The sequence below is a fragment of the Actinomyces sp. 432 genome, from assembly GCF_009930875.1.
GTDB lineage: Bacteria > Actinomycetota > Actinomycetes > Actinomycetales > Actinomycetaceae > Actinomyces.
Map to the genome: position 1 here is coordinate 620,204 of NZ_CP025249.1, position 20,377 is coordinate 640,580.

General features: G+C 68.8%; 15 protein-coding genes and 1 tRNA gene. 11 read left to right on the forward strand and 5 right to left on the reverse strand.

Going from position 1 to position 20,377, the window contains the following annotated elements; genetic code table 11:
- Window positions 1–54: 54 nt before the first annotated feature.
- Window positions 55–699 (reverse strand): TetR/AcrR family transcriptional regulator, encoded by a 645-nt coding sequence (locus CWT12_RS02520; RefSeq protein ID WP_202616301.1) that lies wholly within the window; start codon window positions 697–699, stop codon window positions 55–57.
- Window positions 700–1,158: 459 nt separating this feature from the next.
- Between CWT12_RS02520 and CWT12_RS02525 the strand changes: the two genes are divergently transcribed.
- From CWT12_RS02525 to CWT12_RS02535, 3 genes are read left to right on the forward strand one after another with little or no spacing between them, the layout of a single operon-like run.
- Complete coding sequence (locus CWT12_RS02525) at window positions 1,159–3,969, forward strand: helix-turn-helix transcriptional regulator (protein WP_161923576.1); 2,811 nt, start codon at window positions 1,159–1,161, stop codon at window positions 3,967–3,969.
- Window positions 3,970–4,015: 46 nt separating this feature from the next.
- A complete protein-coding gene (locus CWT12_RS02530) occupies window positions 4,016–4,762 on the forward strand; it encodes a CDP-alcohol phosphatidyltransferase family protein (RefSeq protein ID WP_161923577.1) in 747 nt (248 codons plus the stop codon).
- On the forward strand, window positions 4,759–5,646 hold the full coding sequence (locus CWT12_RS02535; RefSeq protein ID WP_237564277.1) for a hypothetical protein: 888 nt from the start codon (window positions 4,759–4,761) through the stop codon (window positions 5,644–5,646). Before CWT12_RS02530 ends, CWT12_RS02535 begins: the two co-directional genes overlap by 4 nt.
- Before the next feature lie 72 nt (window positions 5,647–5,718).
- Here CWT12_RS02535 and CWT12_RS02540 read toward each other — a convergent pair whose 3' ends face one another.
- From CWT12_RS02540 to CWT12_RS02550, 3 genes are read right to left on the reverse strand one after another with little or no spacing between them, the layout of a single operon-like run.
- The gene (locus CWT12_RS02540) at window positions 5,719–6,897 is read right to left on the reverse strand and encodes a glycosyltransferase family 4 protein (protein ID WP_161923579.1); all 1,179 of its coding nucleotides are present in this window, start codon (window positions 6,895–6,897) and stop codon (window positions 5,719–5,721) included.
- The gene (locus CWT12_RS02545; protein ID WP_161923580.1) at window positions 6,894–8,081 is read right to left on the reverse strand and encodes a DUF1972 domain-containing protein; all 1,188 of its coding nucleotides are present in this window, start codon (window positions 8,079–8,081) and stop codon (window positions 6,894–6,896) included. Before CWT12_RS02545 ends, CWT12_RS02540 begins: the two co-directional genes overlap by 4 nt.
- Window positions 8,071–9,072 (reverse strand): glycosyltransferase family 2 protein, encoded by a 1,002-nt coding sequence (locus CWT12_RS02550; RefSeq protein ID WP_161923581.1) that lies wholly within the window; start codon window positions 9,070–9,072, stop codon window positions 8,071–8,073. Before CWT12_RS02550 ends, CWT12_RS02545 begins: the two co-directional genes overlap by 11 nt.
- Window positions 9,073–9,237: 165 nt before the next feature.
- On the opposite strand from CWT12_RS02550, the gene CWT12_RS02555 reads away from it, so the two are divergent.
- Window positions 9,238–10,197, forward strand: coding sequence for a glycosyltransferase family 2 protein (locus CWT12_RS02555; protein ID WP_161923582.1), 960 nt, complete (start codon window positions 9,238–9,240; stop codon window positions 10,195–10,197).
- A gap of 6 nt (window positions 10,198–10,203) precedes the next feature.
- Here the strand turns inward: CWT12_RS02555 and CWT12_RS02560 are convergent, their stop codons facing one another.
- The gene (locus tag CWT12_RS02560; protein WP_161923583.1) at window positions 10,204–10,884 is read right to left on the reverse strand and encodes a YveK family protein; all 681 of its coding nucleotides are present in this window, start codon (window positions 10,882–10,884) and stop codon (window positions 10,204–10,206) included.
- 585 nt (window positions 10,885–11,469) lie between these two features.
- Here CWT12_RS02560 and CWT12_RS02565 point away from each other — a divergent pair.
- The 7 genes from CWT12_RS02565 (at window position 11,470) to CWT12_RS02595 (ending at window position 20,301) form a co-directional block, all read left to right on the forward strand.
- Window positions 11,470–11,541 (forward strand) — tRNA-Gln (locus tag CWT12_RS02565).
- A 141-nt stretch (window positions 11,542–11,682) separates the two neighbouring features.
- A complete protein-coding gene (locus CWT12_RS02570; protein WP_161923584.1) occupies window positions 11,683–12,687 on the forward strand; it encodes a bifunctional UDP-N-acetylglucosamine diphosphorylase/glucosamine-1-phosphate N-acetyltransferase GlmU in 1,005 nt (334 codons plus the stop codon).
- 77 nt (window positions 12,688–12,764) lie between these two features.
- Window positions 12,765–13,739 (forward strand): ribose-phosphate diphosphokinase, encoded by a 975-nt coding sequence (locus CWT12_RS02575; protein ID WP_161923585.1) that lies wholly within the window; start codon window positions 12,765–12,767, stop codon window positions 13,737–13,739.
- 393 nt (window positions 13,740–14,132) lie between these two features.
- Window positions 14,133–17,228, forward strand: coding sequence for a LamG-like jellyroll fold domain-containing protein (locus CWT12_RS02580; RefSeq protein ID WP_237564278.1), 3,096 nt, complete (start codon window positions 14,133–14,135; stop codon window positions 17,226–17,228).
- A gap of 3 nt (window positions 17,229–17,231) precedes the next feature.
- Window positions 17,232–17,903 carry a hypothetical protein gene (locus tag CWT12_RS02585; protein ID WP_161923587.1) on the forward strand — a complete coding sequence of 224 codons (672 nt, stop codon included), beginning with the start codon at window positions 17,232–17,234 and terminating at the stop codon, window positions 17,901–17,903.
- A gap of 84 nt (window positions 17,904–17,987) precedes the next feature.
- Complete coding sequence (locus CWT12_RS02590; RefSeq protein ID WP_161923588.1) at window positions 17,988–19,337, forward strand: hypothetical protein; 1,350 nt, start codon at window positions 17,988–17,990, stop codon at window positions 19,335–19,337.
- Window position 19,338: 1 nt separating this feature from the next.
- Entirely contained in the window at window positions 19,339–20,301 is a 963-nt protein-coding gene (locus CWT12_RS02595) for a glycosyltransferase family 2 protein (protein ID WP_161923589.1), read from the forward strand.
- Window positions 20,302–20,377: the final 76 nt, after the last annotated feature.

Below are 20,377 nucleotides of genomic sequence, written 5' to 3' on the forward strand. Positions count from 1 at the left end.
GTCGGCAGGACCTGGAATGCTTTGGCGGGGCGGGTGGGTCTGGTCCGTGCGGGGTTATGCGCCGGTTTCGGGGGTACCGCGCAGCGTTGGATTGGGGGTCATAGCCCGCAGCCCGTTCCACGCGAGATTGACCATGTGAGCGGCGACCTCCTCCTTGCTCATCGCCGGGTTGTCCAGCCACCACTGTGAGGGCATCGCCACGATTCCAACCAGCATCTGCGCATACAGCGGAGCGGTGCGCGGATTGATTCCGTGGGCGGAGAAGTGCGTGGCCAGCAGGCCGGAGACCTGGATGGCGACGTCGGCCAGCAGGGTGGAGTAGGTGTCCGAGCCGTGGTTGTCGGCCGTGGCGTGGAAACTGTTGGAGGACAGGATGCGGAACCCGTCGGAGGATTCCTCGATGTAGGTCAACAGGGCCAGCGCGGCGCGCTCAACGATCACCGAGGCGGAGGAGGAGGACTCCAGGGCTCGGGTGATGGTGGTGTAAATGGCCGTGAGCTCGCGGTCCACGATGACCGCGTAGAGGCCTTCCTTTCCGCCGAAGTGCTCGTAGACCACCGGTTTGGAGACCTTTGCGCGATTGGCGATCTCCTCGATGCTGGTGGCCTCGAAGCCCTTCTTGGCGAACAGGGAGCGGGCGACGGTGATCAGTTGTTCGCGCCGCTCGGACGCGCTCATCCGGGTGCGCTTGGAGGCCATACTGCTCATCACTGCTTATATGTGCTCACCCGGTGCGGACCGGGCTTGGGTCGGGGTGGCGGCTACGCCGACGGAAACGCTGGTAACAACCTGCAAACAGTCAGGTTAGGCTTCCGCGTGTAGCAGTCGGAGTCTAGCATGCGACGTCGGTCCTGGCCGGGGTGGGGCGGGACTGCGAGCTTTATGCAACACGCTAGCCATGACCTGCGGAGATGGCGTGGTCGTGGCCGGTTCGGCGGCCGGAGGGTGTCAGACGGCGAGGCCTTCAGGCGCGTGGCGGCGGGCCCTGCGGGTGCGTGGCGGCAGGGCCGGTCGGTGTGGGGGCTGCGCCCGGCCGTGTCGATGTGAGTCCCGGGCGCAATCCTGCTAGGGTGACAACCTAGTAACGCATCGGCAGTGTTGGTGTAACGACATTCCTGGGTCGTAGCAGCGCCGCCATGGCTTCCGAGAGGAGACGATGTGCACGCACTCGGTCGGCGGCGCCTCATCGCGCGCGAGATTGCGGAGCGCCTGAACCGCGGCCTGGGCTCATTGTGCCTGGTTGCGGCGCCGTCAGTCCCCGGGGTCTGGTCACTCGGTCCCACGCTTGCGGCTGACGTGACTGGACTCCAGCAAGACGTACGCGTCATTGAGGTGGACGTGGCCGTGGCCGCCGCGCTCTTGCTCACTCGTCCTGAGCTCGGCCTCGCGGATGCCCTGCTGATCGCCTCCGTCAACCAAGTGTTTGAGGACCTGTGCGCGGACCCAGAGGATACCCGCCTGCGTGGACAGCTGGAACGCCTGCGCAATGCGGTCCAGGACGCGTCGAGCTTCCCCGCGCGGGCAGAGGCTGCAGGCGCTTTCGCCGCCGCATGCCGGCGTCCGACGCTGATAACCATTGTGGCCGACCGGGTGTGCGAGGACCTCCCCGCGGAGTACCTGCGGCAGGTAACGGCGGCGATTGCCGCCACCCCGGTGGCGATCGTGGTGCTGGTCCCGCAAGGCGTCAGCGTGGCCCCTGCGGTCCCGCCCTGCTTCTCCATGTCAATAAGCAGGCTGGAGCCCGACGACGCCAGGGCGCTCCTGGTCGCCGAGACCGGGGTCTACGTGGACCCCGCGGTGGCGGGCCGGATTTGCCGCAGTGCGGAAGGCCGGATCGCGGATATCCGCGCGCTGGGAGTCAGCCTGACCGGGGAGCAGCTGGCGGGACGCGAACTTCCCCAGCGCATGCCGGCAGCATCGGCGCAGACACTCCGCACAGTCGCCGAGCAGATCAACACCCTGCCCCAGGAGGAGCGCAATGCGCTGGTCGCCCTGCACCTGCAACTGGTTCCTGACGCAGACGTGGTCCGCCGTATCGCCGGCACGGAGCCACCGCAGGGTCTGACGGACCTGCTGCCCGGCATGGATCCCGCCCGTGAGCTCCCAACTGTGACGACGAGTGCCGTCGTCGAGACGGCGACGCGCGAGGCAGTGCGTGACCTGCACGCCACCCTGGCGGACGCCTATGCCGCTGGCAGCCCCGAGCGCTCCTGGCACCGCGTCAACGCTGGTACGGCCGACGCGGATGACCGGGACCGCCTGCTCGCCCTCGCCGACTCCGAGCTGCAGCGGGGCAGCCTCAGCCTCGCCGGGCGGATCATCCAGGCCCTGGGCCGAAAGCCCGCGGGACACAGTGCGCCGCCCGCTCATGCGGCCGCTCTGGGCCGGTTGCAGGGGCAGCTGGCCCTACAGCTGGGTTGCACACTGACCGCGGCCTCCCGCCTGTACGAGGCGATGGGACGGCCCGGGATGTCTCCCGAGGAGGAGACGGATGTCATCGCAGGCTATATCGCTGCGCGCGGCTGTGAGGGCCTGAGCGTGGGCGAGGACGGCAGGCTGGTTGCGCGTCTCCAGGAACTCGGAGCCACGGCCCCCGCGCATGCCGCGCGCTGCCTGGTCCTGCTTGCCGCCCAGGAGTACATCGCGGGTGAGGTGGAGGGCCCCGGGCACTATCTGCGCGCGGCGGCCCAGCTGCTTCAAGCCGCTGGGGCCGGGACCGCCGACCCGGCCGCCGCGGATGTGCTCGTCCTGGCCCGCGCGCTCCTGGCCCGGGTAGAGGGACGACCCGATGAGGCTGCGCAGCTGCTGGGCGAAGGGACGTCCGCGGTTATTCCCGCTGACACGCCTCGGGGAGACGTCGCCAAATGGGCGCAGGCCGTCATATGCGCGCTGATGGTCGCGGCGCAGGCGCCGGACGAACGCCCCGCAGTGGTGGACTCGGCCCTGGCACTGCTCGACGGCGTCAGCCCGTTCTACGACTCCCAGGCGGTGGCTGTCCGGGCGGTACTGGCCGCCAGGCGGGGCTGGACTCGCCCGGAGCAGGAGGAGCTGGAGGGCGATTGCTACCGAGTCCCGTTACGGGTCGGACTCGCCGGCATGGGAATGACAATGGTTGCGCACAGCGCCATGCTGTTCGGCGGCAGTGCCACCGTATCCACCTGGCGCTCCGCCATGGCACACGCACTGCCCAGATCGAGTGCCTCACCGCAGCAGTTGTGGGTGAGCGTGCTTGAGGCTGCCTCACGCCTGGCCGACGGCGACGGGACTCTGGCCGGGCTCCTGCTCGGCCCTGTAGTCGCGGCGCGCGTGCCGCGGGAACGGCTGCGCGCGGTTTGGTCGAGCATCATCGACATGGTGCTGATCGAACCCGCGCTGCTGCAGCGCGTGCCCGGCCTGACGGACTGGCTCAGCGCGCGGACCGGACAACCCCTGCAGGCCGACCCCGATGACCGGCTGCTCGCTGTGCTGCTGGCCGACGACGCCCAGGCGGTGCCGCTGATCTCCGGCCTGGTCCTGGACACGGTTTGGTCCGGCAACGCGGTCCAGCAGGTGCGCGCCCACATGGCCTGCGCTGCACGGCTTAGGCGCAGCCCCGGGCTGGATGTCACCGAACTGGCAGTCGCCACCGATGCCTCTTCGTCGGCAGCTGTCCTGGAGGGCCGCGCCGCGGAGCTCGCTGACGTAAATGGCATCGTGTTCTGGCGGCGCGTCGCCCGTCGCGCGGCGGAGGACGCGCACGCCTGGGCGGTGCCGGGGCCGACTCCTCTCGCCCCGGTGCTGACTGACACGGAGCTACGCGTCGCGCGACTGGCGGCCCAAGGCAAACGCAATAAGGAGATCGCCGCCGAACTGTACATGGCGGTGCGCACCGTCGAGCTGCGCCTGACCGGTGTTTACCGCGCGCTGGGGATTGCCGGGCGCCGGGAACTGCCCAAGGCGCTTGCCGCGCACGGCCTCGTCGACGGCTGAGCGTGCTAGCTTGTTACGCTGTTGCACTACTGATTGGAGCTCTTGTATGAGTGCTTCGGCGCCTCAGGCCGGCACCCGTCCCACGATCCGGGAGAACCTCCGCTCCCTGGCCTCGGCGCAGAAGGCGAAGGCGGGGGCACCGCTGTACTCGCGCCTAGTCAACCGGCCGGTGGGACGGTTGCTGGCGGCAATAGCGCACCGCCTGGGCATGACTCCGGACCAGGTGACGGCGATCTCCGCCTGCTGCACCTATGCCGGCATTGTGCTGCTGGCCACTTGGAGTCCGTCCCTGCTCGCGTGCGTGGCCACATCCCTGCTGCTGATGCTCGGCTACGCGCTGGACTCCGCCGACGGCCAGCTGGCGCGGCTGCGCCACGGCGGCTCGAAGGCGGGGGAGTGGCTGGACCACGTGGCCGACGTGATCAAGCTGTCCACGATTCACGGTGCCATCGCCATTGGGCTGTTCCGCTTCGGCGAATTGCCGACGCCGGCGCTGCTACTGGTGCCGCTGGCCTTCGGCGCGGTACAGAACATCCACTTCTTCAGCTACATCCTCACTTACCAGCTGCGCTACGCCGGCGGCACACCGCTGGCCAAGGACGAGGGCCGCGCGGGTGTGCTGAAGTCACTGCTTTCCGTGCCCACCGACTACGGACTGCTGTGCCTGGTGCTGGCGCTGCGCTTCGTGCCGACGGCGTTCCTGTGGGTGTACGGGCTCATGCTCATCGGCTACGCGGGCTATGTGCTCCTGGCACTGCCCAAATGGTACCTGGAACTGCGAGGCCAACGGTGACTTCTTTACTGTCCCCTCTCCGCCTGGTTGCCGGCCCCAAGGCGCTGCTGGTCTACACCGGCCGCCAGGACGGCCTCGGCAACCGGGTGCGGGCGCTGCTGTCGGCGCAGGTCCTGGCCGAGCGAGAAGGGCGCGAACTTCTCTACGTGTGGGGGACGGACCGCTACTTCGGCCCGGCCATGGATGAGCTCTGGCACTTCAGTGCCGGGAGCCGCGTTCCCCGCTGGGCGTCTCGGGCCGTCTCGCCGATCCACCGCTTCTACGGTCCCGGTGCCACGACGATCACAGGGTCCATGCGCGGGGAGCGCCTGTGGCAGATCCGCTCCGGCGGGCAGCCGATCACCTGGGACGCCGATATGCGCCCGTGGACCGAGGAGTTCCGTGCCCTCACGCCGGTTGACGCGATCGCCGAGCGGGTCGGGCGAGTCTTTGACGACTCGCTGCGCGGGCGGCGCTACGTGGGGGTGCAGGTACGCTCCCACGCAGTTTCCCACGCCAAGACCCTGCAGTCCTCCCCGGTGGAGTGGTTCGAGCAGCGTATGCGCGCAGTGCGCGGCCGCTTCCCCGACGTCGGCTTCTACCTGTCATGTGACACCACCGAGGCGCAGGAACACCTTATGAGCCGGTTCGGCGGCTGCGTCGCCCTTAGTGACAAGGGCGGCTACAACACCACTGCGGGCGTGCGCTCGGCAATCGTCGACCTGTACCTGCTGGCCTCCTCCCAGCACTTCATCGCCCCCGCGTACTCGAGCTTCCCGGAACTGGCGATACACCTGGCGAATCACGCCATGACCTTCGAGCGCCCCGACCAGCCGCTGGTGGAGGAGCTGCGCCTGGGCTCCGGACTGGTACGTGACCCACTCAGGCCCGCGCTACGCAGCTGACCGGCGGGCTCATGGCCGACGCTGGGAGAGTGCAGCCGCCGCGCCGAAGCGGCAGCCGACTGCGTCCAGGGCTTACGCGGTTATCAGGCCTGCGACCTCCGCGGTCATGGCGGCACGGTAGCCGACGACACTGAAGCGGGACTGCGCCTCCTGCGCCGCTCGGAGGGCCAGACGCGCGGCGAGCTCGGGACTAGCGGCCAGGTCTGCCAGCGCAGTCGCGAGCGCCTGAGGATCGTCCGGGGGCACGAGCAGGCCGGTGACGCCGTCGTCGACCACCTCATTCAGACCCTGCACCCCGCAGGCCACCAACGGGCGGGCGGCGTGCATCGCCTCCACGGCCGTGTTGCCGAAGGGCTCCTGCCGCGAGGGGACGACGACCACATCCGCCCGGTCGAGTACCGGCCACGTCGGGTGGACGTAACCGAGGAAGTCGGCGTGCCCGGCCAGGTCTGGCGCGGCGGCCCGCTCGCGCAGCTGCGCCTCATACCACTCGTAGCCGGGGAAGATCGAGCCGGCCACCTCCAGGGAGGCGTCCGTTCCGCGTGCCCGCAGCAGCGCGACCGCCTCCAGGAGCACGTCCACGCCCTTACGCGGGGACAGCCTGCCCACCATGGCGATGCGCAGGGGCGCAAGGGGGTCGCGTACCCGCAGCGGGGTCGGCGGCTGCGGCGGGCCCGCCACGCCGTTGTGCACCACCCGGGTGCGTCCGGCCAGCAGCGGCTGCGCGGACAGCAGTGCGCGCCGGGCCGCCTCGGAGTTGGCCACGATCCGGGTGGAGGCGAGCAGCGGCGCGTTCAGTCCCGCACGGATGAGCAGGTGCTGGGTGTCCTCGGCCTCGTGCACGTGGCAGAGCACGGGGATGCCGGCTGCGCGTCCCGCCAGCGGCCACCACGGGATCGTCACCGTATTGGCCAGCAGCAGGTCGGCGCCACAGGCCTTGACCAGGCCGCGCAGCCGGGCGAGTTCGCCGGGCGCCCGCGCCGCCAGGCCCGCCAGGCCGCGGGGACTCAGCAGTGCCTTGCGCAGTACGGTGAAGGGGACGACGGCGACGCGCGCTCCTACACCCTTGAGCACCGGGACGAGCGGGCCGTCGGCGGGCAGGGCGACGTTGACGCGGTAGCCGGACTCGATCAGCCCGGTGATGGTCTCCACCAGCTGCCAGTCCGAGCCGTACAGGTCCGGGGATGGGTGGGCTACCAGCACCAGGGGAGAGGCGGGTGAGCCGGCGCGGGACGAGGCGGGAGCACTCATGCGGGGAACGCCCCCGTCCTGCGGCCGGAGGGACGCCGATGTAGCGGCCCCTGCTCGGCCAGGCGTCGGCACAGCGCCTCGTAGCGATCGGTTACCTGCTCCCAGTCGTACAGGGCGGCCCGGCCGCGGGATAGCTCCCCGCGGTGTGCCTGCGCATCCGGATCGGCCTCCGCGGAGCCGACCAGGGCGGTGACGTCAGCGGCCGTGCCCCAGTAGCGTCCGGCGTCGCCGAGGACCTCCCGGTTGAAGGACACGTCGAAGGCGTCCACGGCGGCCCCCGCGCCGATGGCCCGCAGCAGTGAGGGGTTGGTGCCTCCCACGGAGTGCCCGTGGTAGTAGATGAGGGCTCCCGCGTACAGCTGGTCCAGCAAATCCTGGTCCCAGACGCCGCCGAGCAGGCGGACACGGATATCGGCCAGCTGCTCGATCCGGGCCGTGTATTCGTTGGCGTAGGGGGCCGAGCCGACGACTACGAGCGGCAGGCGTGCCTGCGAGCGGACGTAGCCGTCCACGATCACGTCCACGTGGTTCTCGATCTCGAAGCGGGCCACTACCAGGTGGAACCCTCCGGCTTGCAGCCCCAGCTCGGCCAGGCGGTCGGTGCCGACGGCGATCTGCGGCGCCCCGTAGGCGATCAGGTCCGTATCCGCCTTGAACTCATCGGCGTAGTAGTCGGCGATGCCCTGGGCGTCGGCGATCAGCGCGTCCGAGTAGCGCACCGCCAGCGCCTCGGCCGCCCGGTAGTAGCGCCTGCCCGTAGGTCCCCACTTGCCGCGCCGCCACTCCAGGCCGTCCACGTGGGTGGCCACGGGGATGCGGGCGGCGCGCAGGGCCGGCAGGAAGGGGGAGTTGGCTGCGTTGAAGACGATGGCGACGTCCGGGTGCACGCGTGCCAGCAGGTGACGTATCGACAGCGCCGTGTGGGAGAGCGTCTCCAGGGAGCGCTTCCTCAGGGCCGGCAGTTCCACCACCCGCATGCCCTGGTGCAGGCGGGGCAGCGGCGTGTCCGGTTCGGGGTTGCGGGAGTAGACGAGTACCTGGTGGCCCCGCTCGGCCAGGCGGCGACCGACCTCCTCGATGGCGGTTTCGAAGCCCCCGTAGCGTGCGGGCACGCCGCGGGTGCCGAGCATGGCGATGCGCAGTCGGTCGGGCCGCGGGACGGAGGCGGTGGAATCAGCGGTCATTAGGCCTCTCTCGTTGGGTGAAGCGTTCCCGGTGGACGAGCCGCAGCCCGTCGATTGCCCCGCGCACGGCGGGCACCAGAGTGGTGGTGGGGTGGGTGAGTAGCTGGCGGCGGCCGCCGCGCAGGAGGATCCGCCAGGACTCCTGGGGGGTGCGCCGCACCCAGCGGGCCAGTTCCCCGCGGCGCGCCCAGCGGGTGCCCAGCAGCAGCCGGTTGCGGACGTTCCAGTAGTAATAGGCGGCCGAGTGGCGCTGCCCGCCTGAGCGTTCACCCGAATCGGTGCCGACCGCATCGTCAGGGGCCGTCGGCTCACGGCTGGGGCGCTGCGTGCCGCCCTCCACATGGCGGGCGACGATATCGGTGTCGTTGAGCAGGCGCCCGCCGGCGGCCAGCACGCGCAGGGAGAAGTCGACGTCCTCCCAGTACAGGAAGTAGTCCTCCGCCAGGCCGCCGGCTGCCTCCCACAGCCGACGGGAGACCGCGAGGCAGGCGCCGGTCAGCCACTCCGCGTGCCGGTGCCCCGCGACCAGGGCGGCCTGCGGGGACCGGGTGGCGCCGTCGGTCAGGTCCACGCGATACCCGTAGAAGACCGGATCATCGGCGGCGTCGACGATCAGGGGGGCCACGAGCGTCATCGGATCCGCCTGCACATGCGCCACAAGCGCGGCGAGCTGATCGGGGGCGATGGTCGCGTCCGGGTTGAGGATGACGAATGTATCGGCGCCGGCGTCGAGCGCGGCCCGGATTCCCCGGTTCACCCCGGCGCCGAAGCCCAGGTTGGCGTCGGGAAGTACCGTCAGCCAGCCATGGGTACGCGCCTGGGAGATGACGGCGGCGCGCTCGGCGGGTGTCGTCGCGTTGTCCACGACCACTACCCTGGGCGCCCCACCCCTGGCGAAAGCGCCGGGGGAGAGGGGGACGAGGTTAGTCTCCAAAAGCTCGTGCGATCCGTAGTTGACGACGATGACTGCCGTGGAGGAGAGGTCTGTCATGCCAGCCGTGTCTTCTTGAGCGAGTCCAGTTGGGGGTGCGACGGCCGGTACAAAGATGGTGCCTCAGCCGGACCATGCACTTTGGGCGATGGTACTATGCCGGGGCCATGCACGAGTGGTCTGCGCGCTAGGTGGACTACCCCCCGTGATTCATTGGGAGCCCCCATGCCCGCACAGCCGATCAGCCTGGACGTGGCGGTGTGTACATATAGGCGGCCCGAGGGCGTGGCGGAGCTGGTGCCGCAGCTGCTGGCACAGCTCGATGGTGTAGAGGAGCTCCTGGACGGCGGCAGTGCCCGGGTGGTGGTTGTGGATAACGATGCCGCAGGAAGCGCCCGTGACCGTCTTGCCGGTCAGGCTCAGGTCGGAGAGCGGCTGCACGTGGTGGTGGAACCCGAGCCGGGACTGTCTGCGGCACGCAACCGCGCCCTGCGCGAGGCCTCCGGCCGGGATCTGCTGGTCTTCATTGACGACGACGAGCGGCCGCGCGAGGGGTGGCTGGCCTCGCTGGTGACGACGTACCGGCAGACGGGGGCGGCCGCGGTGACGGGGCCGGTGGAGCCGGTTTTTGAGCAGCGCCCGGATCCGTGGGTGGCATCTGCGCCGGTGTTCCGCCGGGTGCGTCGCCCCAGCGGGACACCCGTTCACAGTGCGGCCACCAACAACCTGCTGCTGGACCTAGTAGTGGTGCGCCTACTGGGCCTCGAATTTGATCCGCGCTTTGCTTTCACCGGCGGTGAGGACACTTTCTTCACCCGTGCGCTGGCCGCCCGCGCCGGTGCACTGATTTGGTGCGACGAGGCCGTGGTGACCGAGTCGATTCCCTCCGAGCGGGCCAGGCGCGAGTGGGTTCTCAACCGGGCCCGACGCAACGCCGAGACCTGGGCGTGGGTGCGGCTGCTGGATGCCAGTGGTCCGCGGCGCGCCGGGCGCCGCCTGGAGTTCGCCGCCCGGGGCGCCCTGCTGTGGCTGATCGGCTCGGCTCGCGCCCTGGCTTCCCTGGGCGCGAGCAGTGACCGCCAGGCGCGCCGGGCGCAGCATGAGCACCGTGCCGCGGGTGGCCGTGGCATCCTGCGGGCGACGCTGCGCGGGCCGACGACGGCGCCGTACGCGCGCACTCGCTAGTCGTGCTCAGCCCAGCCGGGTGCTGCCGATGCCGTCCCGGATAATGGTGGTGTCCTCGGCCGTAACTGGCCCCTCGCCGTCCGCTTCTTCAGACTTACGGTGCGAGTAGTTGATCGCCAGCGCCACGGCCAGCCCGGTGGCCCCGCCGAGGATACCGCCGTAGAGCGTGTTTCGCTTTCGTGAAGGTGCGGACGGCGACGCGGGAAGGGAGGCAGTGTCGACATCCGTGAGATTGAGGGAGGCCTCTTCCTGGACCCGTACCGAGAGCGTGCCTATGATCTTGCGAATCGCCTCGATCTCGGCTGCGGCTATTCGTTGTGCTCTCTCTGGGGATGGGGCCTTGGCTGACACTTCAATTATCAGGCTATTCTCCGTGTTTGACACGGAGACCGACTGCTCAATCTCGGCCTTGTCGATACCGGTGGACTCGGAGACCTCGGTAAGCACCGAGTCGGAGGTGCCGATCTTTACCAGGGTGGGCATAACGGCGGTGATGATCGTGTTTGCGGACGTCACGCTGCTCGCGCCGCTGTTGCCCTCCGCGGCTACGAGGCCGCTGGCCGTGGAGACGTACACGGGTGAGCCCAGCGCGGCGAGGCCCAGCCCGATGAGGGCCCCAATGACGGTGTGAATAAGAATTAGGGGGGCGTGTTTCCACAGTAGGGTAAGGATGTCGTCCGTGTACATGGTGCCCCTTAACGTCTGATTATTGGATCTGCCGCCCGGCGGATTCCCAAGCATCTGGATGGATAGTGTGTACAGGCGCGGCGAGAGGCGAAGGCGGCTCCGATGCGCCCATCGTCGCATGCCGAGCAGGAGTTGGCCGTTGAGCGGGCCCGCTGTCTGGGGTGATTCTACAACGTGGACCGGCGCGATCGGGGCCGGTTCGGGGGATCTCACCTCCGTGATCTCGTTTACCTCAATGTCTGTGCGCCTCAGTGCCCGTGAAGGCTGTGGGCGCAGTATACAGGATTGTTGCCGAGCCGGCGCCGGTTTGCTGAAGGTTGATCTGCGAGGGGCACAAGATGGTCGCGGTTGAGTGTCAATAGCTGATTCGTCTCGGCGATATAGCCGGTTGGTGCCATGGATCGGTGTTGTTACGCGGTGCGTGCGGCGTGCGCTCGGCCACGGCGGCGCCGGTGGCAGTACCTGTGCGACTGGCTGCGGGTGACCGCCTCGTGCGGGCGGCGCCGACGGGCGCGGGGCCAAGCCTGCGTCAGAGTATGAGAAACTATCCCGGCGCCCGGCCGCTGGTCTGGTCGGCAGCGCTCTTCCGCCCTGGTGTAGAGGCAGCACGCAGGCCTTTGGAGCCTTGAGGCCCGGGTTCGAATCCTGGGGGCGGAGCGGGAGGTCGCCTTGAGGCGAGCTCTTGTGGCACAGGGGCGCGCAAGTCGGGTTGGGACCTGGTGCGGGGCGACGTAGGATGAGGCCGCCGGGCCGCCAGCGGCCTTGGACCCACCTTGAGTTCCACTGAGAAGAGGACCCGTGGCTTCCACATCCCCCGCCGCCGTTATCGTCATGGCTGCCGGCAAGGGCACCCGTATGCGCTCATCCCTGCCCAAGGTGCTGCACCGCATCGGAGGGCGCAGCTTGCTGGAGCACGCAGTAGTCGCCGCTCGCGGGATCGCACCGCAGCACCTGGTGGTCGTGGTGCGCCACCAGCGTGATGCCGTAGTGGCACAGCTTGCAGAGTTCGCCCCGGATGCGCTGCCCGCAGACCAGGACGAGATCCCGGGTACGGGCCGCGCCGTCGCCTGTGGGCTGGCAGCTCTGCCGGATGACCTGGCTGGCCCGGTTGTGGTTACCAGCGGTGACGTGCCGCTCCTGGACACCGCCACTGTGCGTGCCCTCGTGCGTCAGCACGCCGAGCACGGCGATGCCGTAACCGTACTCACCACTGTGCTGGACGACCCTACCGGGTACGGGCGCATCCTGCGTGATGACGCCGGCGCCGTGACCGGAATCGTCGAGCAGCGCGATGCCACGCCGGAGCAGCTCGCGGTTAGCGAGGTCAACGCCGGCGTGTACGTGTTCGACGCGGCCCACCTGCGCCACGCCCTAACCACCCTGGGTACGGACAACGATCAGGGAGAGGTCTACCTCACCGACGTGGTAGCCCACGCCTACCGTGAGGGACGCGCCACCTCCGCACTGCCCGTCACCGACCACTGGCTGGTCGAGGGTTGCAACGATCGCGCTCAGCTCGCAGCCCTCGGCGCAGAGCTGAATCGGCGTGTGCTTGCGAACTGGATGGAACAGGGCGTCAGCGTGGTCGACCCGGCCGGAACCTGGGTGGACGTCACCGTCGAGCTCGCCCGGGACGTCCGCCTGGAGCCGGGCGCCATACTGCGCGGCTCCACCCGGGTGGGCGAGGGTGCCGTCGTCGGCCCCTACGCGGTGCTGACCGACGCCAACATCCCGGCGGGAGCCGTCGTAGCCCCCTTCACCCTGCTAGGCGGGGAGCCGGCGCCCGTCGGGGTGACCGCCTGAGCGGTCCCACTGCCGCGCGCAAGAACCACGAGCCCAGAATCACCGGACTGCACCGGCCACGAGAGAGGAACCACGTCATGACCGGCATCATCACCAAGGGCGAGAAGCGGCTCGTCGTCGTCTCGGGGCGGGCCCACCCGCAGCTCGCCCAGGACGTGGCCGCGGAGCTCGGCACCGAGGTGCTGTCCTCGACGGCCTACGACTTCGCCAACGGTGAGACCTACGTGCGCTTCAACGAGTCCGTGCGCGGCTGCGACGTGTTCGTCATGCAGTCTCACGGGGACCGCGTCAATGACTGGCTCATGGAGCAGCTGATCATGGTGGATGCGCTTAAGCGCGCCTCTGCCAAGCGCATCACCGTGGTCGCCCCCTTCTACCCCTACGCCCGGCAGGACAAGAAGCACCTGGGGCGCGAGCCCATTTCCGCCCGGCTGGTGGCCGACCTGTACAAGACCGCCGGCGCAGACCGCATCATGAGTGTGGACCTGCACTCCAGCCAGGAGCAGGGCTTCTTCGACGGGCCCTGGGACCACCTGTGGGCCCAGCCGGTGCTGGTGGACTACATCCGCAGGCGCGTCGACCTGTCCGCCACCGCCGTGGTCTCCCCGGACGCCGGTCGTATCCGCGTCGCCGAGCGCTGGGCGAATGCTCTGGGCGGGGCGCCGCTGGCATTCGTCCACAAGACCCGCGACGTCACTCGGCCCAACGAGTCCGTGGCCAACCGCGTGGTCGGTGACGTGGAGGGGCGCTCGTGCGTGCTCGTGGACGACATGATCGACACCGGCGGGACCATAGCCAAGGCGGTGCAGGTACTGCTCGCCTCCGGCGCCAAGGACGTGATCGTAGCCGCCACGCACGGGGTGCTCTCCGGTCCCGCCGTCGAGCGCCTGTCCGGCTGCGGCGCCCGCGAGGTCGTGGTCACCGACACCCTTCCCATCGCGCCCGGAAAGCGCTTCGACTCCCTGACCGTGCTGCCGATCGCGCCGCTGCTGGCGCGGGCCATCAAGGCCGTCTTCGACGACGGCTCGGTGACCAGCCTGTTCGAGTCGTAGGAATACGCCCAGCCCGGCGAGCCGTGGCTCGCGCCGCGGTTAGCTGCGCCCGGACGGCGATCACGAACTGGGGTTTGGTGCAGGGCTCCGACATGCCGGCCGTTATTAGACAGTGCTGAACGACGCGTATTTGCAACGTGATGTTGTCGACTGAGCCCGGATCCGGCGCTGCACCACATCCTTCCTCCCGATATCCTCCTAGTGGACGTCTGGCCATTTGTTTCCCAATTGATAATCGGAGGAATCGTGAATGTGTCTCGGGTCACTCGCGGTCTCGCTGCCGTCGTGACTATTTTGTGCCTAGCTCTCGCGCCGGCGCTGGTTTCTAATGAGGCCCTAGCCGCGGTTGACCAAGCATCGGGGCGGATCCAGTCGAATTTCACGGCCCAGCCGTTGCCCACCGTTCAGGTTGACGGTGTGGTCTGGGATCAGCTCGTCGTGGGTGATGTCGTCTATGTTGTGGGGCAGTTCAACAATGCGCGCCCCGCTGGGGCCGCTGCCGGTCGGAATGAGACGCCGCGCCGCAACATTCTTGCCTATGACTTGAACAGCGGTGAGCTCATCGAGGATTTCGCTCCCGAGCTCAACAATGCGGGGCGATCCCTGGCGCTGTCCCCCGATAGGACGACGCTCTACGTGGCGGGATCATTTGACAAGGTCAACGGTGAATGGCACGGTCGCGTCGCCGCGTTCGACCTGACGGCCGGGCACGGCACCCTGATCTCAACGTTCCGGCCCATGTTCTCCACCACCGTTAATGACATTGCCGTCACGGAGACGACCGTCTACGCCGGCGGGGCGTTCAAGACCGTGAACGGCGTCGCCCGTACCAAGCTGGCCGCCGTCGATGCCGGCACCGGCGGGACGCTGGACTGGGCGCCGAGCGCCGAGGGGGACAACTCCCAGGTCTATGCCGTCGCGGTGTCGCCGGACGGCAGCAAGGTGGTGGCGGCCGGGTCGTTCCAGACGCTGAACGGCTCCTCCAATCCTGGCTACGGGCTGGCGCTGCTGAGCTCCGCCGACGGCTCGCTGCTACCAGCCCCGGTCAACGACCACATCCGCAACGGCGGACGCAATGCCGCGCTCAATGACATCGCAGTCGACGAGACCGGGTTCTACGGCGTGGGCTGGTCTCAACGGCAGACCGAGGGCAGACTCGAAGGCGCATTCAAGGCGGACTGGGAAGGCAACCTGAGCTGGGTGGAACCCTGCCACGGGGACTCCTACGGAATCGTCCCCGACGGCGATCAGGTCTACGTCACCAACCACGCGCACTCCTGCGAGACCATCTACGGCTTCCCGGACGTCACCTGGCAGCAGAACGGGACGACTCTCACGAAGTACTACCGCGCCATGGCCTTCACGAACAGCGGCGAGGTCCAGGTGCGCTACCAGGGTACCGGCGGCTACTACAACTGGACCGGCTACACCAGCCCGGACATCATCGACTGGTACCCGGACCTTACCGCCGGAACCTTCACCGGCATGGGACAGGCCGCCTACGACGTCACGATCAGCGAAGATGGCCAGTACCTGCTGATGGGGGGAGAATTCGTGCGGGCCAATGGGGCCGCGCAGCAGGGCCTAGTGCGCTACGCCAGACGCGATGCCGCGAATGGCAACCCGCCCGAGGGAAGCGGCTCGGACCTGGCCTTCCAAGCGCGGGCCACAGCCACCGGGGTGTCATTCACCTTCACCCCCACTTGGGACCGCGACGACTCCACGCTTACCTACTCCGTATATCGTGACGCAGAATCCTCCCCGGTCGCGTCCACGACGGTATCCGACCGGCACTGGAACATCTCGGGGCGCAGCCTCCTCGATAGCGGCGCATCCGCCGGAGAGCACAGCTACCGGCTGGTTGTCACCGATCCGGCGGGCAACAGCCTGAGCTCCGATCCGGTTACCGTTACGGTAGGAGGCGCGCAAGAAGTCTCAGCCTACGATCAGCGCAGCCTGGACCTCGGGGCGATTCACCTGTGGACCTTCGATGAGACTGAGGGCAACACGCTTGCGGACATCGCGGGGAACGCGGACCTTACGATCGCCAGCGGTGTCACCCTGGGTGCTACGGGCGCCAGGACCGGATCTGCGGCGGTCTCCCTGTCCGGTTACTACTCGGGCGTGGCCACCTCCAGCGTGACGGACCGTGACATACAGACCTTCACGGTGGAGACCTGGGTGCGCACGAGCTCCCGCCGGGGCGGCGGGATCTTCGGATACACGTCCGGAAGCATGCGCGACCGGATTGTGTACATGGATACGAGCGGCCGCATCCGCTTCGGTGTATACCCCGGCGCCGTAAAGGTGATCACGTCCCCACGCAGCTACAACGACAACAAGTGGCACCACGTTGTGGCGAGCCTTGGCGCGCAGGGCCAGCGCCTGTACGTCGACGGCGAGGAAGTCGCTGCGGACGCGAGCGTGACCAGTGCCCAGTCATTCTTTGGGAACTGGACCCTGGGAGTGGGCTCGCTGTCCGGATGGCCCGGAGGCTCGGTCAGCGGGGTGCTCGCGGCGGCAGTCGACGGCGCCGCCGTGTACCCCAGCCAGCTCTCTGCGGAAGAGATTTCCGCCCACTACGGCCTCAACGAGGCGACAGTCCCGACGGCGGCCTTCACAGCGGATACGCAAGACTTCGTCGTAACCGTCGACGGGTCCGGCTCATCCGTGGCGGGCGGCTCGATCGCGTCCTGGAGCTGGGACTTCGGTGATGGCGCCACCGGCGAGGGCGTCACTGCCGCGCACACCTACGCCGAGACCGGCACCTACACGATTCGGCTCACGGTCACCAGTGACACCGGAGCGACTGCTGCCAGCGCGCAACCGGTGCTGATAGGTCCGGCAGATCCGACGATCGCTGCCGACGACTTCGACCGGACAACCCCCAACGGTTGGGCAGACGCGGCAGCCGGAGGTACCTGGACCGTGAACCCGGCAAGCCGCTTCTCCGTGGCCGACGGGACCGCCACGATCGCGCTCAACCGCGCCGGCTCCACGGCAACGGCCGCACTCGCTGGGGTCTCCTCCGACTCCACCGAACTGACCGCGTCCTACACGCTTAGCGAGCAGCCGACGGGCGGTGGGATCTACACGGCCTTCGCGGCGAGGACCAGCGGGTCGAGCAGCTACAACCTGCGGATCCACTCCAGCGCGAAGGGAGTGCACGTGGCGAGCATAACCGCGGTTACCGGGGCCGGCGAGCGCACCCTGGACAGCGTGCGCGTGGTCGGCGACTGGAGCCCCGGGGAGCCGATCCATATTCGGATGCGTGCTAGCGGGACGGGGGAGACGCAGCTCAACGCCAAGGTATGGACCGGCGATGTCGAGCCTGAGGGCTGGTCCCTGAACGCCCTGGACAGTAGTGAGGAGCTACAGGCTGCGGGTGCGATCGGCATACGCGTGTACACCTCCGGCTCCGCTACCTCGACAACCGGGACGTTCCAGCTCAGTGAGTTCAACGCCCGCCGCGCGGATGCGCGGGGCTGAGCCATGACAGCTCACGGCGACTCCCTCAGCCGCACGGCCCTAGGTACGGCGCTCGCCCTGTCGCTGCTGCTGTCCGCCTGCAGCATCGGCGGGACTGCCCCGGAGAGCGCCTCTGCGACGCCGTCGAGCCCCACCACCGGGGCGCCGACCGGCGCCACCACCGCCCCGCTGTCGTCCCCTGGCGCATCCTCAGGCCCGGCGCCGAGCCGGCCCAGTCAGGCTCAGACCGACGCGCCCGGCGCCGGCCCTGCGCAGCCGGGGGACGCCGGATACGTGCTTCCGGAGGCTGATCCGGTCGAGCTGGACGGCACCGCCGAGTCAGCCGGGACCCAGGTATCCCTGTCCTCCATGCAGGCGGTGGACGCGGTCGCCGGCGGCGTCGGGGAGGTTTCCGGGCCGGCACTTGAGGTTGAGGTCTCTGTCACTGCGGGCGAGGAGGAAGTGGACTTGTCGGTTGCCTCCGTTGAGCTGACCTACGGAGACGACCAGACGCCGGCGGTGTCCTTCACATCCGCCGAGCAGGCGCACGACCTGCCGGCGAAGGTGGGCGCGGGACAAACCGTCACCGGCACCTACGTCTTCGCGGTTCCGACCGATGCGCGCGACCGCGTAGACGTAAAAGTCACGGTTTCGACGGGCGAGCCCGTTGTGGTGTTCAGGGGAGCGGTAGGGTAGGTCGCCCTGGCTCCGCGGGGAGCGTGGCATGAACCCGCGGAGCAGGGCCGTCCGCCCCACCACGCACCCGGACAAGGAGTAGCGGTGCCGCGAAATCTGCTTCTACTGGGGCTGCTCGTCCTCGCCGCAGTCGTGGTGGCGCTACTCATGCGCTGGATAGGCCGGAGGCCGCAGGTCGGGGCACTGGTGTTCCTAGCGGCCACCGCATTCGTGCCGGTATGGGTATACCTGCCGGTGCAGCCCTATGTGCCGCCGGCCAGTGTCGCCGCGATGTGCGTGGCACTAGCGCTGCTGCCCGCATTCTCCTTCAGGATGACGCCGGGGGACATGGTGGTCCTGGGGGCGCTCGCGCTCCAGGTCCTGTCGGTGGTTGTGGGCGGCTCCGGGGGCTATGTTCTTGGTGACGTCGTGTTCGGCGCGCTGCCGGCATACATGGTTGGTCGGGTCCTCTCCGAGAGGCTCGGGGAGCGCAGCCTGTGCGGAATATTCGGCTCGGTCTGGGTGGTAGCCGCGGTGCTGGCTCTGGCAGAGGCGGCTTTGCACTGGAATCCGTTCCAGGTGGTGCATTTCTCCAATGCGCTCTACGACCAGTGGGCCATTGACCAGGTTCGCGGTCAAATGGTGCGCGTCGAAGGGGCGTTCGGGCACTCGATCGCGCTCGGATCGTCGCTCGCGGCGGGTATTCCATTCGTGGCGCGGGCCAACTGGAATCCCGGATGGCGCCTGGCGGGCATGACTGTGCTGCTGGGGGCAAGCCTGCCAACCCTGTCGCGTACGGGAATAGTCTGCTGCGTGACTGCCTTCGTGCTGTCGTTGACCCTGTTGCGCACCGACATCCCCCTGCGCGCCCGGCTGCTCACCCTGGCAGGCGCCGTAGTGGCGACGCTCGTGCTGCTTCCACGGATCCTGGCGGTCTTTGCGAGCGCAGGAAACGAGCAGGAGCGGTCTGCGGACTACCGGAGTGCGCTGCTCGTGCTGGTTCGTGAGCTCGTCCCGCTGGGGCAGTCGCCGGTGGGCGCCCGGATCCAGGGCGAGGTCATGTGGGCCGGCTTCAAGTCGATTGACAATCAGGCGCTGCTGATGGCGCTGCGCTTCGGATGGATGCCGGTGGGCTTACTGATGCTGGGGCTGGCGGTGGTTCTGGTCAGGGTAGTTATGCGTCGCGGCACTCCTGCCGATATTGCTGTGGTCGCATTCTTGCCCGCGTATTTCACGGTGGCGTTCATTACCCAATTAGGTACGGTGGTGTGGTTCGTCGTAGGAGTCGGCGTGGCGCTGCGGGCGCGCGACGGCGTCGGCAGGCGCTCCCGACGGGGCTCCAGGGGATACCCGCAGGTTGCGCCAGCGCCCGGCTCCGGGAGGGCCAGGAAAGGCGGTCACGTGCAGCGGCCGCTGACCAAACCGGGTGCCTGCTCGTTCTTCAAGGGGGTCTGATATGGGCGTGCCAGGGCAGGGGGCTGCGGCCCGGCCCAAGTCGGTGGCGATCGCCGTCTTGACCTATAAGCGGCCCGAACACGCAGCCAGTGTGGTACCAGCACTGGACGCTGCGCTTTCGGAGCTTGACGACGGCAGGGCGCTCAGGCTGATCGTGGTGGACAACGATCCCGACGCCAGCGCCCGCCCGGTGGTGGCGGCCGGCGCCGCGGGTGCCCTGCACCGTGTCAGCTACGTGCATGAACCGGCGCCCGGGATAGCCGCAGCCCGCAACCGGGCGCTGGCGGAATGCGATGAAGACGCGATCGTCTTCATCGACGACGACGAGCGGCCTCGCTCCGGATGGCTGCCGGCCCTGGTATCCCAGTGGGAGCGAGCGGGGGCGGAGGCAGTGGCCGGGCCCGTGGTTCCGGATTTCTCGCGGCAGCCGGACTCGTGGATCCTGGCGGGCGGCTGGTTCAATCACGGGCGCCGGGCCTCCGGCACGCCGATGCCCGCGGCGGCAACCAACAATCTACTGCTGGATATGGCCTTTTTACGCAGTAATGGCCTGCGGTTCGACTTGGACTTCGGCATGTCCGGGGGCGAGGACACCTTGCTTACGCGCCAGCTCGTGCAGGCGGGCGGCAGGATCGTCTGGTGCGACGAGGCCGTCGTCGCCGATCAGCTGCCGGCCGAGCGGCTTACGCGCGAGTGGGTGCGCAGACGCGCGTTCTGGTCGGGAAACTCGTGGGCCGCGGTGGATATTCGCCTCGCGGCCCCGGGCGGACCGCGGCTTACGGCTCGAATGCGGCAATTGGCCAGGGGCGGTGTGCGGGTAGCCGGGGGCATGGCGAAGATGCTCGCGGCGGGCGCTAAGCGGGATGAGGCGGCACAATCGCGCGCCGTTCGGGTTTATGAGCGCGGCCGCGGGATGTGCGCGGGCGCACTGGGGCGGCGTTGGATGCCCTACCGCCGTGACTGAAGAGATAGCATCGTTAAGCACGCTGCGAGACAGGCGCCCGGCCCTGCGGATGCCTGGACTCCTTCATCCGGGTACC

Coding starts and splice junctions, on each gene's coding strand:
- CWT12_RS02595 (WP_161923589.1), top strand. CDS start 19,339: ATGGGCGTGCCAGGGCAGGGGGCTGCGGCCCGGCCCAAGTCGGTGGCG.
- CWT12_RS02520 (WP_202616301.1), bottom strand. CDS start 699: ATGGCCTCCAAGCGCACCCGGATGAGCGCGTCCGAGCGGCGCGAACAA.
- CWT12_RS02540 (WP_161923579.1), bottom strand. CDS start 6,897: ATGAGTGCTCCCGCCTCGTCCCGCGCCGGCTCACCCGCCTCTCCCCTG.
- CWT12_RS02530 (WP_161923577.1), top strand. CDS start 4,016: ATGAGTGCTTCGGCGCCTCAGGCCGGCACCCGTCCCACGATCCGGGAG.
- CWT12_RS02560 (WP_161923583.1), bottom strand. CDS start 10,884: ATGTACACGGACGACATCCTTACCCTACTGTGGAAACACGCCCCCCTA.
- CWT12_RS02555 (WP_161923582.1), top strand. CDS start 9,238: ATGCCCGCACAGCCGATCAGCCTGGACGTGGCGGTGTGTACATATAGG.
- CWT12_RS02550 (WP_161923581.1), bottom strand. CDS start 9,072: ATGACAGACCTCTCCTCCACGGCAGTCATCGTCGTCAACTACGGATCG.
- CWT12_RS02545 (WP_161923580.1), bottom strand. CDS start 8,081: ATGACCGCTGATTCCACCGCCTCCGTCCCGCGGCCCGACCGACTGCGC.
- CWT12_RS02585 (WP_161923587.1), top strand. CDS start 17,232: ATGACAGCTCACGGCGACTCCCTCAGCCGCACGGCCCTAGGTACGGCG.
- CWT12_RS02575 (WP_161923585.1), top strand. CDS start 12,765: ATGACCGGCATCATCACCAAGGGCGAGAAGCGGCTCGTCGTCGTCTCG.